General features: G+C 45.2%; 9 protein-coding genes. 4 read left to right on the top strand and 5 right to left on the bottom strand.

Going from position 1 to position 13,890, the window contains the following annotated elements:
• Nucleotides 1-57: 57 nt before the first annotated feature.
• The 3 genes from QME20_RS11875 (at nt 58) to ppx (ending at nt 4,403) form a co-directional block, all read left to right on the top strand.
• The gene (locus QME20_RS11875) at nt 58-564 is read left to right on the top strand and encodes an ACT domain-containing protein (RefSeq protein ID WP_014975755.1); all 507 of its coding nucleotides are present in this window, start codon (nt 58-60) and stop codon (nt 562-564) included.
• 187 nt (nt 565-751) lie between these two features.
• The gene (gene ppk1, locus QME20_RS11870) at nt 752-2,824 is read left to right on the top strand and encodes a polyphosphate kinase 1 (protein WP_014948398.1); all 2,073 of its coding nucleotides are present in this window, start codon (nt 752-754) and stop codon (nt 2,822-2,824) included.
• A gap of 16 nt (nt 2,825-2,840) precedes the next feature.
• Nucleotides 2,841-4,403 (top strand): exopolyphosphatase, encoded by a 1,563-nt coding sequence (gene ppx / locus QME20_RS11865; protein ID WP_049586202.1) that lies wholly within the window; start codon nt 2,841-2,843, stop codon nt 4,401-4,403.
• A 130-nt stretch (nt 4,404-4,533) separates the two neighbouring features.
• Here the strand turns inward: ppx and QME20_RS11860 are convergent, their stop codons facing one another.
• The gene (locus QME20_RS11860) at nt 4,534-6,660 is read right to left on the bottom strand and encodes a S9 family peptidase (RefSeq protein WP_281715979.1); all 2,127 of its coding nucleotides are present in this window, start codon (nt 6,658-6,660) and stop codon (nt 4,534-4,536) included.
• A gap of 234 nt (nt 6,661-6,894) precedes the next feature.
• Between QME20_RS11860 and QME20_RS11855 the strand changes: the two genes are divergently transcribed.
• Nucleotides 6,895-7,344: a hypothetical protein gene (locus QME20_RS11855; RefSeq protein WP_049586200.1), complete on the top strand. Its 450-nt coding sequence runs from the start codon at nt 6,895-6,897 to the stop codon at nt 7,342-7,344.
• Nucleotides 7,345-7,450: 106 nt separating this feature from the next.
• On the opposite strand, the gene QME20_RS11850 is transcribed toward QME20_RS11855, so the two are convergent.
• The 4 genes from QME20_RS11850 to QME20_RS11835 all read right to left on the bottom strand — a co-directional run bounded on the left by QME20_RS11850 (nt 7,451) and on the right by QME20_RS11835 (nt 13,709).
• Nucleotides 7,451-8,929 (bottom strand): efflux transporter outer membrane subunit, encoded by a 1,479-nt coding sequence (locus QME20_RS11850; protein WP_049586197.1) that lies wholly within the window; start codon nt 8,927-8,929, stop codon nt 7,451-7,453.
• Nucleotides 8,919-12,104, bottom strand: a complete 3,186-nt coding sequence (locus tag QME20_RS11845; protein WP_281715978.1) for an efflux RND transporter permease subunit — start codon at nt 12,102-12,104, stop codon at nt 8,919-8,921. Before QME20_RS11845 ends, QME20_RS11850 begins: the two co-directional genes overlap by 11 nt.
• Nucleotides 12,105-12,113: 9 nt before the next feature.
• Complete coding sequence (locus tag QME20_RS11840; protein WP_281715977.1) at nt 12,114-13,199, bottom strand: efflux RND transporter periplasmic adaptor subunit; 1,086 nt, start codon at nt 13,197-13,199, stop codon at nt 12,114-12,116.
• A 195-nt stretch (nt 13,200-13,394) separates the two neighbouring features.
• Entirely contained in the window at nt 13,395-13,709 is a 315-nt protein-coding gene (locus QME20_RS11835) for a hypothetical protein (protein WP_231506410.1), read from the bottom strand.
• Between the last annotated feature and the right edge of the window lie 181 nt (nt 13,710-13,890).

Raw genomic sequence — 13,890 nt, 5'->3', positions numbered from 1 at the left:
TTACCCAACAGGAAGACGATCAAAGTTTTTCTCTACACGCCCAATAAGGAGCATCGTATGCAATCATTGGTTATAAGCATTATGGGTAAAGACAAGCCGGGTTTAGTAGACGCACTGGCTAAGTGTGTATACAAACATGAGGGCAACTGGCAAGGGTCGAGCTTTGCGCATATGGCAGGAATGTTCACCGGTTTTGTAGAAGTACATGTTGCCGATGAGAACAAACAGGGCTTAATCGATGCGCTAGACGCCATTAAAGATTTGTCGGTGCAATCTGTAGCGGTAGCGAGCAGTGAAAATAACAACACCACCAAATTGACGGTTGATGTAATGGGCAATGACAAAACCGGTATTGTCCAAGAGCTTACCTCTGTTTTAAACCAGTTCAATTTGAATATTCTCACCTTTGCTTCACACTGTGAAAGCGCGCCTAACTGGGGCAGCCTAATTTTCAAAGCAAAAGCAGAAATTGCGGTGCCAGAAGATTTTGACGACGGCGCATTGCAAGACTCACTGGAGTCGTTGGCAAACGATTTGGTGGTGGATATTACCGCGAAGCGATAAAAACAAGGGCGTATTTGTGGTGCCATACACTATCCGCGCATCACAATTACGAACTTATCATATTGAAAGTTAATGGAATAACCACAACGCAATGCGTGCGCACTTGCACCAGAATACGTGTTGTCACAGTAGTGTCACTGACTGATGGCAGTCTTTGACCATTTTTATGAACGTGAATTGAGACATTATGGATAACGACGTTTTATATTATCCCAAAGAATTAAGCTGGCTTGCGTTTAACGAACGCGTATTGCAAGAAGCCGCAGATAAAAACAATCCCGCCGTGGAGCGAATTCGTTTTCTTGGTATTTACTCTAATAACCTAGATGAGTTTTATCGCGTGCGCGCCGCTGACGTGAAACGACAAATTACCATTGCGCAAAATGACGGCAATGAAGAGGAAGCTGAACGCCAAACCGCTCTTATGGCGCTTATTCAGAAAAAGGTCGTCCAGCTTTCTGAAAAGTTCGACCAAATTCATAAGGATGTGGTTAAGTCCCTAGCTCGCTACAACATACATATTCTTCGAAAAGACGATTTAGACGATTATCAAAAGCAGTGGGTACGCAACTTCTTCGTTAACAAAGCACTGCGTCACATTGCACCTATTTTAATAGATAAGAAGACCGACCTACTTAGCCGTTTGAACGGTACGTCGGTGTATTTATATGTGGCGCTTAGAAGAAAGGACCGCAATCCTAAATTTGCGGTTATTCAGGTTCCTACCTCTGAAATGTCGCGCTTTATGCTGATCCCACCGCAAAAAAGCCGCAAGAAGAAGAGCATTATTATGCTCGATGACATGATTCAGCTGTGTATCGAAGACATTTTCCGCGGTTTCGTGAAGTTCGACGAAATTGAAGCATTCTCGTTTAAAATGACGCGTGATGCGGAATATTCTATCAACGAAGAAATTGACGAAAGCTTCGTTGAAAAGATGTCTGAAAGTATGAAGCAGCGCCTTATCGCTGAGCCTGTGCGTGTTATCTACGACACGAACATGCCAGAGGACATGAAATCTGACTTGCGCAAGCGACTTAAGATAACCAAGCTAGATACCATGCACGCTGCTGGGCACTATCGTAACTTTAAAGACTTTATTGGCTTCCCTAATGTGGGTCGAGAATATTTAGAGCATACGCCGCTGCCTGCTATCGACAGCAAGGCATTCTCTAAGTACAACACCGTTTTCGATGCCATTACTGCGCGAGACATACTACTGTACTACCCGTACCACCGCTTCCTACACTTCACCGAGTTTTTGCGTCAGGCGGCTTTCGACCCGAATGTTAAAACCATACGTATTAATATTTATCGTGTTGCCAGTAATTCACGCATTGTAAACTCGTTGATTGACGCAGTAGACAACGGCAAAAAAGTAACCGTTGTGGTAGAACTTCGCGCCCGTTTTGACGAAGAGGCAAATATCGAATGGTCTAAGCGCATGACTGATGCAGGTATACGCGTTGTACTTGGCGTGCCTACTCTTAAAATTCACTCTAAACTTTGTATTGTGACCCGTGAAGAACGGGGCAGTTTGGTGAACTATGCGCATTTCGGTACGGGTAACTTCAACGAGAAAACAGCAAAGATTTATACCGACTACAGCTTATTCACCCGTAATCAAGAACTCGCCGATGAAGGCGTGGCGGTATTCGATCTTATTCAATACCCTTACCGACGCTACAAGTTCCAGCATCTTCAAATATCGCCATTAAACGCCAGAACCAAAATTCAGTCGTTAATTCGTCAAGAAATTCAGCATTTGAACCAAGGTCAAAAGGCACAAATCACTTTCAAAATTAACAACCTTGTTGATAAAGAACTCATTGATGATTTGTACCGGGCTAGCCAGGCGGGGGTTAAGATCCGCGGTATAGTGCGCGGTATGTGCTCACTTAATCCAGGGATAAAAGGAATAAGCGAAAACATCGAAATTATTTCTATTGTTGATAGATTTCTCGAACACCCACGCGTGATGATTTTTGAAGGAGGCGGCGATAGAAAAGTGTATATCTCTTCTGCCGACTGGATGACCCGTAACATGGACAACCGCATTGAAGTAGGTTGTCCAGTGTATGATAAAGGTCTTCAGCAGCGCATTGTTGATATAATGGAGCTACAATTTAAAGATACCCTGAAGGCTCGAGTGATTGACAAGGATCAGAGCAACAAGTACGTTCGCAGGGGAAATCGTAAAAAACTTCGTTCTCAGATAGAAATTTATGACTATTTGAAGAAGCTAGAAGACACTTTGTAGGATAGAAAATTAGTACATGACCCAGCACGAATCAGTTTTTAATGACGTGGAAACCCGCGAAGTCAATAAAGTCGCAGCACTAGACATTGGCTCAAATAGTTTTCACTTAGTAGTAGCACGCATTGTTGCTGGGTCTGTGCAGATTCTGCATAGAGTTAAACAAAAAGTACGCTTGGCCGAAGGTCTCAACGACGACGATATCTTGTCTAATGAAGCGATGGAGCGTGGGCTTGCTATGCTAAAAGTAGTAGCAGAGAGCCTGAAAGGTTTTGAGCCCGACTCCGTGAGAATTGTCGCCACCCACACGTTGCGCAGGGCGCGTAACGCCCGCGATTTTATCAGCGCAGCAAAAGATATCCTTCCCTACCCTATCGAAGTCATTTCTGGTGTAGAAGAAGCGCGACTTATTTATTCAGGCGTTGCACATACTAACCACTCCGACGGCCAACAGCTGGTTATTGATATAGGCGGTGGCTCTACTGAGTTCGTTATTGGCGAAGGTTTTACGCCTTTACTTTGCCGCAGCCTTCAAATGGGCTGCGTAAGCTATACCAAACGGTTTTTCCCTGACGGTGAGCTAAAGCCAAAAGCCTTTGATCGCGCTATCACGGCTGCACAGCAAGAGCTTGAGTTAATAGACAATAAATATCGCAGACTGGGCTGGGTCCAGTGTATCGGTACGTCGGGTACCATTCGTTCGCTGTTCACCCTTTGTCAGCAAGACAGACCTAATGGCCACGATATTCCGGTGACACTTAAAAGTTTGCGCAATTTAATGAAGCAATTCATAAGCGCAGGGCATATAGACAAATTAAGCTACCCAGATTTAAGTGAAGATCGTCGTGTGGTTATTGCTGGCGGCCTCGCTATTCTTATCGCCGTTTTCAAAGCCCTAGAGATTGAAGGCTTGGTGTACTCGCCTGCCGCCTTGCGCGAAGGCGTACTTTATCAGATGGAAGATGAGCTTCATCACGCTGATATTCGCGGCAGAACCGCGAGTAGTTTGGCAACCCGCTACGATGTAGATACGTCCCAAGCCACTATGGTGCTCAATACAACCCTTTCACTTTTCAACGATGTTGAAAAAGCGTGGAAACTTAAAGGGCGTGACTTTAAAAGCATGCTCGGCTGGGCAGCTTTACTTCACGAAGTCGGCATGCAAATTAACTCTCGAGGCATACAAAAACACAGCGCCTATATTCTTGGTAATGTGGACATGCCTGGGTTTACGCAGGAACAACAATTACTGCTAGCTACGCTCGTGCGATTCCATAGAAAGAAAATTCGAACCAATGAATTGCCCGCATTTAATCTTTTCGATGAGCAGTCGGTTAAGCATTTAATCGCGTTACTGCGTTTGGGTGTACTGCTTAATATTAAACGCCAAGAGGGTTTTGTACCTGACCTCGTTGTTAATGTAGAAAAGAACGAACTGACCATTACCTTCCCCGATGGCTGGTTAGATGAAAAACCTATTATCTCAGCTGACCTGCTACGAGAAAGCCACTACTGGAAAGCGCTTGATTTAAAACTCACAGTTGTTCCTGATATCGAGCAATTACATCCCGCGGTGGAATAGACAAACAGCGCCACTCACAATCGCGCTTTCGATTTTAAAAGCGAATGGCGAATATACTCGAATACTAAAAAAATGGGGCCTTGAACCGATTGAGTCGGCGCATTAGCCCCACTTAGTCTCAGCACACTAATTATTGAGCTTCAACTTGCGTACTTTGTGACTGCACGCTGTCGTATTTTTTAAACCACGCCAAGATATTTTCAACTTTACCAATCATTCTAGATGGCTTAGAAGCAATCCCGTGCGGCGATCCAGGTACTTTTACCAGCACGCTATCAACCTTTTGAATCTTTAACGCTTGATAGAACTGCTCGGTCTCAGACATTGGCGTGCGTTTGTCCTCCACTCCCGTGATCAGCATAGTGGGTGTCGTTACATTGCCTACTAGCGATAGCGGTGAGCGCTTCCAGTAGTGCTCTACGTTATCCCAAGGCTTACCCGGAAATTGGAAAGGGATTTGATATAGACCTGAATCGGCAGTCAGCACTTTCGATAACCAGTTGATAACGGGTTTAGCGACTACGGCTGCTTTAAATCGGTTAGTAAGGCCAATAGCATAGGCTGATGCAATGCCGCCTGCTGAACCACCAGTAATAAACAGTCGTTCTGGGTCAGCGATACCTTTTTCAATAAGCGCATCAACACCCGACATATGGTCTGAGAAGTCATATTCCGAACTGTATTTCCCTTGAAGTAGCAATGCAAAGCGTTCTCCATAACCTGTACTACCTCTGTGATTATCATAAAACACCACGTAGCCCTCTGCAGCCATGCGCTGCAGCTCAGCCGTGAAGACAGGGCCATAAGCGAGATTAGGTCCGCCGTGAATTTCCAAGATAAGCGGATACGTTTTCGAGCTGTCATAGTTTGGCGGCAGAATGTACCACCCCTGGATTTCTTCGCCATCAATAGAAGACGGATAGACAATTTCTTTTACTTCGCCAAGTTGCTTATGACCTAGAACGTCTTCGTTTAGTGCAGTAAGCTGTCGCTCGTTTCGCGTAGTGACATATAAATCAGCGGGGCGATCGGTACGTCCTTTGGTATACGCCACTACATCATCAACAGCGTGATAGGTGCCAAACACATAAGGCCGTCCTAACGTAGTACCGCCCAGCCCATTAGCTACGGCTTTAACTCTGCCCGATAGCGATACCACATCTACCTGCGCTAAACCGCGAACCGACTGCTGAAAATAAACGTGCTTATTATCTTTCCAGTGAAAGTTAGACACTGAATTATCAATGTCTTTTGTTAAATTTTGAGCATCTGTACCATCGCTCTTCATCACATACAAATAGCTATTTTTGTACATCACTTTTTCGTCATCGCGGCGTGCGTAAGCAATGTGCTTTCCGTCAGGCGATACGACAGGCGATGATTCAAGGCCTTTGTCGTTGGTAAGCTGTGCGATATTACCCATCATATCCACAGAAAAGATGTCCCCCTCAACAGGCTCATACTCCCAATTGTCACTGCGGTTGGCAGAGAAATAGATTTTGTCGCTATCAGGAGAGAAACTTAAGCGCCCATTGTGGTGATAGTTCCCTGAAGTAAGCTGTCGTGCTGTGCCTCCGTCAGCAGGAACAATAAAAATATGGGTGTAAGCAGGTTCAAGAATGCCTCGGCCGTCGGCTTGATAGCGCGCTTTGGTAATATATTGAAAGCTAGGAGACCACTTTGCACCGTCAGGCTTTTTAGGCATTTTAATGTCTAGCGGCTTTTCCTTGGCATCAACGCTCATAGTGAAAGCAATGTGCTTACCATCTGGCGACCAAGTGATGTTACTTGGGTTTGAGGTGACATTTGTTACGAGTGCCGTTTGCCCTGTATCCATCCAGCGCACATACAATTGCGGTTTACCTTCTTCATTAGAAAGGTAAGCCAATCGGCTACCGTCTGGTGACCAGCGAATAGAATAGTAACTCTTTTTCGACGACAGTAAGGGGCGGTGTGACTTTCCATCAACCGACGCTAGCCAGACGTTCGCTCGACTGCTATCCGACATAATGTCGTTTGAACGGCGCACATACGCAACATATTTACCGTTTGGCGACACCTGAACTTCGCTCACGTATTCCAAATTAAAAATATCTTCCGATTTAAAATAGCGTTCAGAGTCGGTAGTAAGAGATTCTCTCTCATTGCTTGCAAGCGCTGTGGATGGCATAGCTAGCGTGCCTACGCTAAATAGTGCAGCCCATATAGCAAACCGTTTTTTGACTGACGGGTACCTGTGATTTCTCATAAAAGACATATCTCACCTTAATCTATTTGTTCTTATCCGTTCTTTTTTATGGGGTGATCACGTTGTAGTGATGCATTTATCGTCTCCATATTACTGAATATATTCAGCCAATAAAGATTAAACGTTGAGCGACATCGCTAGGCGATTAAGCGCAGTACACAGGGGCGTTGGCTTTAGCCGAATGGTTAGTTGCGTGATAGCGGTAAAGTGCTAACTTCTATATAAGGCTTAAAGGTAATGCCCATGAATAATCCACACGGCGAGTTTGAATGTAGCGTAAGCGGTCAGTTGCTGCTCTTCTCAGCGCGCGGACCGTGGAATGACGAAACCATGAGAAATGGCGTAGTTAAGATGTCTTCTGACATTTCAAAATTCGAAAAGGGCACTAAATGGGCACAAGTAAGCTGTCTTTACGGTGAAAGCCTGATGCCCCCTTCCACCTTTGATATTTTTGTAAAACAAACTCGGGTAAGAAAAACCCGCGGCCTGTCGTTTCTTGCCGTGGTGATATTAGATACCGACATTATGCTGACAACTAAGCATCAGATTTCTCAGTGCTACGACGCTGCCGAAGTTGCTTATGGCTTTTACGAAACGGTAGAAGATGCTTTGGAAGCGATGACGAATAATGGCTATGATTTTGATAGTGACGAAGCTGAGCGCTTTTTTGCCCGCTTTAACTTTACGCGTTAACATTTAACACCGCATGCGTTCTGCTTTTGTCACACGTTGAGTCTGAAATTCGCAGCCAGCTTTTGATAAAGGCGAAAAAAGGAGAGCGAGCGCTCTCCTTTTTATTTTAAGACTGCCATCCGCCTCCGAGTGCCTGATACAAATCGACCAGTGCGGCCATTTGCTGCTGACGAGTTTCTATAAACTCGCTACGCGCTTCCAGTGCTTCTCGTTGCGCAAGCAGCACCTCTAAATATTCACCATGAGCTGACGAAAAAAGCCTATTGGCAATATCAATCGACTGTTCGAGTGAAGCAATTTGATGACGCCGTGCTTCAGCACTTTTCTCCAAATTATCAAGCTTCGATAAACTGTTTGTTACTTCAGCTACCGCCGTTAAAACGGTCAGTTCATATTCGTAAGCCGCTTCAATTTGTTCGGCGCTGGCATTTTGATAAACCGCCTCAATCGCCCTGCGGTTTATTAATGGCGCAAAAACATCACCAGATAAAGAATATGCCAATGACTCAGGCACATTAAACAAGTAGCGACTATCAAACGCCGATAAACCTACCCCTGCTTTTAGCTCAAAAGAAGGGTAGAAGTTGGCTTTAGCCACATCGATATTTAACTCTGCTGCTTGGAGCGTGAGTGCAGCTTGTTTTATATCAGGGCGATTGTCTAATAGCGCAGAGGGTACACCCACCTGCGGGCTTTTTAGCTCGGCGCTGAGCAACACGTTACTGTCCCTTTGAATGGGCTGTGGAGTGCGTCCTAATAACAGATTGAGCGTGTTCTCTTTCTCTAGGATTTCCTGCTCAATCAAGTAACGCTCGCTCTCGTTTTTCTTCACTTCCGCGTTAAAGCGCGCAACAGGTAGCGATGACGCCCGCCCGTATTCTTTCAACGCATTAATAGTGTGAATAACATTACGCTGTAGCGAAATGGTTGAGTCAAGATTCTCTAGCTTGTTATCTAGCGCCAGCAGTTCATAGTAAGTACGCGCAACTTCAGATACTAACTGGGTAACGAAAAAGTTCTTACTTTCAACCGATGCCAAGTATTCAAGCGAGGCCACTTTAGACGCATCTCTCAGCTTATGCCAAACGTCAATTTCCCACGACGCATTAAGGCCTAGCTTTAAGTTTGCCAGCGGGTCGGGAAATTCTTTATCCTCCTTGATATTTAACTGTTCTTCTACTGCGCCTTCCCGGGTATATTCGCCTACCTTTTCGGTTTCAGCGGCTACCCCCGCAGAGAGTCGAGGCAAATATTCCCCTTCCCGTGCATACACTTCATTCGACGCCATATTAATGCGTTGAATTAATATAGACACCTCTTGGTTGTTCTTAACCGCCGTATCCACCAGCGCAGAAAGCGTAGGGTCGTTAAACCACTCACTCCATTGAATATTTGCTTGTGTACTCTGGTTAATCCCTTGACCAGCCTGAGTATCCACTTGCGAAACTTTCGCGTTAAACTGCTCTGGCAAATCTAGATTAGGGTTTCGCGTTTCAATGGTAGGGATGGCACATGCCTGTACTAACAACGCACTACTAAGCGCTAACCACAGCGGCTTATAAGTAAATCGCTTTTTATTTATCATCGCTTAGCACCTCATCGTTATAGTGGTAAGTTTCAGTAAGAGGGACATGATCTTCGTTTTTGATTAATGACTTACCTTCTTCAAGTTTGGCGAACAAGTAGTAAAGCCCAGGAATAACCAGCACACCAAAAACAGTGCCGAACAAAGTACCGCCTAAGGCAGAAGCACCAATAGTTCTATTTCCCACTGCGCCTGCCCCCGTTGCAATAACAAGCGGAATTAGCCCTGCTACAAACGAGAAAGATGTCATTAAGATTGGACGGAAGCGCTGTTTGGCCGCTTCAACAGCTGCGTCAGCAATCGATAAGCCCTGCTGATTTTTTTGCACTGCGTATTCCACAATAAGCACGGCATTTTTACCGAGTAAACCAACCAGCATAACTAAGCCGAGCTGCGCATAAACATCGTTGGCCAGCCCCATACCTTTTAGAAACAGGAATGAGCCGAGAATACCGGTAGGTAGTGAAAGAATAACCGCAAAAGGTAGAAGCAGACTCTCGTACTGTGATGCCAGTACGATATATACAAACAACAATACTACGGCAAAGATAACAATGGCTTCATTACCTCGTTTAGCCTCGTCAAATGACAGGCCTTCCCAACCAATGTCGTATCCTTTTGGCAAGGTTGCAGCCGCTACTTCTTCAACTGCTTTTATCGCTTGCGCCGAGGTATACCCTGCTGCCGGCTCTGCCCGAATAGCTGCCGAGGTATAAAGGTTGTAGCGCGTAATTTCATTAGGGCCTTGGGTTTTAATCAGCTTCATAAAGGCCGAGTAAGGCACCATTTCACCCTCTTCGTTTTTCACGTAGTAATCCATTAAGTCACTGGGATAACGGCGATATTCCGGTGCACTTTGCGTGTACACCTTGAAGAAGTTATTAAAACGCGTGAAACCTTGCTCGTAAGTACTACCGATAAGAATATTCAAATTCTCCATGGCCGCGCCAATAGATACCCCTTTCTGCATTGCAGCTTGGTTATCTATCTCAATTTTGTATTGAGGATAATCGGCCGCGTAAAACGTGAATAAACCTTTTAGCTCATCACGTTTACCGAGCTCTTCCATGAAGGCTTTGTTGATTTGGTCGAACTCTTGATAGTCGGTTGTGTTGGTTTTATCGAGTAAACGAAATGATAACCCCGACGACGCGCCATAACCCGGCACAACAGGCGGTTCGAAATACTCAATCACTGCACCTAAGTGGTGTGTTTTGGCTTCTAGTTCTTCAATAATGTCACGTACCGACTGTTCGCGATTAGCCCAATCTTCAAGGTTAATCAAGCAGGTACCAGCATTTGAACCTCGTCCTTCCGTGAGAATTTCATAGCCAGCAAGCGAAGACACCGAGGAGACGCCTTCAACGTCCAGCGCCAAGCTTTGCAGCTCTCGCGCTACTGTATTCGTCGCTTCAAGGGTACTGCCTGGCGGTGTTTGAATAATGGCATAGATTTGCCCCTGGTCTTCACCGGGAATAAAGCCTGTAGGTAATGCCTGATTAATGCCAAAGGTACTTACCACAAAGCCTGCAAGCAGCACTACAGTAACACTGCGGCGTGTAACGATAGCTTTGATAATGCCTGTATAACGACCGGTTAACTTATTGAAATAATGGTTAAATCCATCAATAAACTTGCTTAATGGCGTTGCCTTTCTTGTGTGTGAATGAGGGTTTTTAAGCAACATTGCACACAGCACTGGGGTTAATGAAAGCGCCACAATACACGAGATGATAATTGACGATGACATGGTAATAGAGAACTGGCGATAGAAGACACCTACCGGGCCCGTCATAAAAATAAGGGGCACAAAAACCGCCGTCATCACCAGTGTAATCGCTATAATAGCTCCCCCCATTTCGCCCAGTACATGTTGGGTCGCCATATAAGGGGTTAGGCTGGCGCTCTCTTCCATTTTTGCGTGAACGGCCTCCACGATAACAATAGCGTTATCCACTACAATCCCTATCGCTAATACGAGAGCGAACAGAGTAATAAGATTTATGTTCACCCCTGTGGCCTGCATGCAGAAAAATGTTCCCACCAGTGAAACTGGCACAGCTAGAAGCGGGATCAATGTGGAGCGCCAGTCACCCAGAAAGATGAACACCACCAAGGAAACCAAAATAAAGGCTTCAAACAAGGTATGCAGCACTTGTTCAATAGAGGCATCTAGAAACTTGGAAACATCGTAGTTGATTTCGTACTTCATGCCTTCTGGAAACGTTTTTTCTAGTTCAGCCATAGTGCCTTTCACCTGAGAAATAACCTCGTTGGCACTGCTTCCGTAGTTCTGCTTAAGTACTATGGCAGCGGAAGGATATCCGTCTTTGTTCGAATAAATATCGAAAAATTCACTACTTAACTCAACATCGGCAATATCACCTAATTTGAGCAAGCGACCGTCGGAATCGGCGCGAATAATGATATTTTTATATTCTTCAGGCTCGTCGTAACGTCCTTCGTAAATAAGCACGTATTCTTTGGACTGAGCAGTAATGCCTGAGCTTCTGCCAAGTCGCCCAGGGCGTCCAATCAAGCTTTGCTCGTCTATCGACTCCATGATCTCATCAACAGAAACATTGTAGGCACGCATGCGATCGGGCTTTAACCAAATTCGCATGGCGTACTGACGGCTTCCCAATATTTTTGCACTGGCAATACCGTTTACTCGCTGTATCTCTGGGATAAGGTTGATATTGGAATAGTTGTACAGAAACTTTTCATCAGCCGTTTCGTCGGTGCTATAAACGTTTATGTACATCAACATGCTAGGCTGAACCCGCTCTAGTACCACCCCTTCTAACTGCACGAGCTGGGGCAGCCGGTTCATGATCTGGTCAAGCCGCGTTTTCACATTAATGAGCGCCTGATTCGGATCTACATCTAAATCGAAGATAACTTGAATGGTGGCTTCACCCGCGCTGGTCGCATCAGACACGATGTACTTCATGCCCGGCACACCGTTGATTGAACGCTCAATGGTAACCAGCGATGACTTCACCAATACATCAGCGCTCGAACCGGGATATGCCAGAGAAATAAGCACTCGCGGCGGAGCAATATCTGGAAACTGTGACGTGGGTAGGCTAAACACCGACAACACGCCCAAAAATATAATCATCAGCGATAGCATGATGGCCATCACTGGACGTTTAATAAAAACTCCAAACATAGCGCCCCCTTATTCTGCGTGCAATGACAGTTCAGCTAATGTGTCGCTGGCTGAAATAAGTTCAGGCTCTATCTCATCGCCGTTCGAAACTCTTCGCAGTCCTTCAATCAAAATAGTGTCGTCCGGCGCTAGTCCGTCTGAAACCAGATAGATGTTAGGGAGTTCTGCAGCGATGTTAATGTGGCGGGTTGCTAACTTGTTCTCGCTATCCAGCACATACACAAAGCTTTGATCGAGAATTTCGAATGTGGCTTTCTGAGGAATAACTAAAGCATCCGGATAGGCAATATCCACCATGACATTACCGGTCTGCCCATGTCTTAGCAGTTGGTCTGGGTTAGGGAAAGACGCACGCATTTCAATGGTACCGGTATGATTATCAAAATCAGCTTCAATGGCATCTATCACGCCTTGATGCGCGTAAATACTGCCATCGGCAAGCTTTAATCGCACTGACGTTTGATCATTTGATGCGCTGTTCTGCGCGTACTTTAAATACTCTGATTCAGGCACATTGAAATACACCCACATTGTGCTGATATCAGACAATGTGGTGAGCAGTTCACCCTCATCAAGCAAACTTCCCGTTCGAGCTTCCAGTCGGTCCATTTTGCCTGTGAACGGCGCTTTGATATCTGTGAATGCTAAGTGAGTCTTTGCCAGTTCAACTTCAGCCTGAGCTTTTTGAAGCTGTGCTTCTATGACGGCAAGTTCGTTGGGAGAAACAATGTTTTGTTCAACAAGCGACTTTGTATTTTTGAACTCCATCTCGACCGCTTTAGCCTCGGCTTCAGCGCGGTGTAGTTCAGCTTCATATACGTTCGGCATTATTTTGAACATGGGCTGACCACGTTCTACCGTTTGTCCCTCATCAACAAAGGTCGATTGAAGATAGCCTTTTTCCATAGCTCTAACTTCAATATGTTGAATGGCACGTATCTGACTGACGTACTCTTTTACCAGCGTTGTGTCTTGTACGATGGGATGAGTAACGTTGAATTGAAGTTTTTCGTGATGCGCAGCATGTTCCTCATGGCCACACCCACCTAATAGTGCGGTAACAATGCTTACTGCAAGAAGTGCTTTTTTGCTCATAATGTAAATTCGTAATAAAAAGGCTAATCGTGACATGCCTTATAAAAAGACAGCATGCCACTAGCGCGCTTTCAGCAAATAGGTTCACCGCTGATAATTAAGCACGCAAAAACATCCAGCAAAGCGCTGGCGCGTTGTTAGGAATATCGAATTAACGAGTTTTTTAGGTAGCCAATAACCGCTAAACCTAAAAAACTAAGCAATAGGCGGCGCTCGGGTTAACGGCGTTGCGTAGTTAAGGAATGTTTTGAAAAGCCCACGCGGACGTGGTTTTGCGGTATCCGTGAAGGAGTCCGTAAGATAATCCAGCACAACATTTTGTGGCGGGACGGGCTCTTCCGGTGCACTTTCCTCAGTATCAAATTCAAAGGAATATTCTGAGATAGAAGCATCAAAATGATGCTTGAACGTGATCGGCTTGTAATCCTGTTTAAGTCCAGATAAGCAAGTAAACAACAACGCAATTAATGCGTATATGGTGTACTGCTTCATGTACTGATGATTATTCACCGATGATTATTCCAGGAATTCAATTATATAAGGAAAATTGCGGCGTTATGCTACACAGGCAATTACGCTTTTACAAGAAACATTCTTGCTAGTAAACGCGGGCAATAAGCGATTGCACGTTTTCAGAATCGACAAAAGCGAAATGGAATAGGAAGTGACAAAACCGCACAACGAAAAAGAG

The sequence above is a fragment of the Alteromonas sp. CyTr2 genome, assembly GCF_947311905.1.
Taxonomy (GTDB): domain Bacteria; phylum Pseudomonadota; class Gammaproteobacteria; order Enterobacterales; family Alteromonadaceae; genus Alteromonas; species Alteromonas macleodii.
This window is presented reverse-complemented; position numbering and strand designations above follow the sequence as displayed.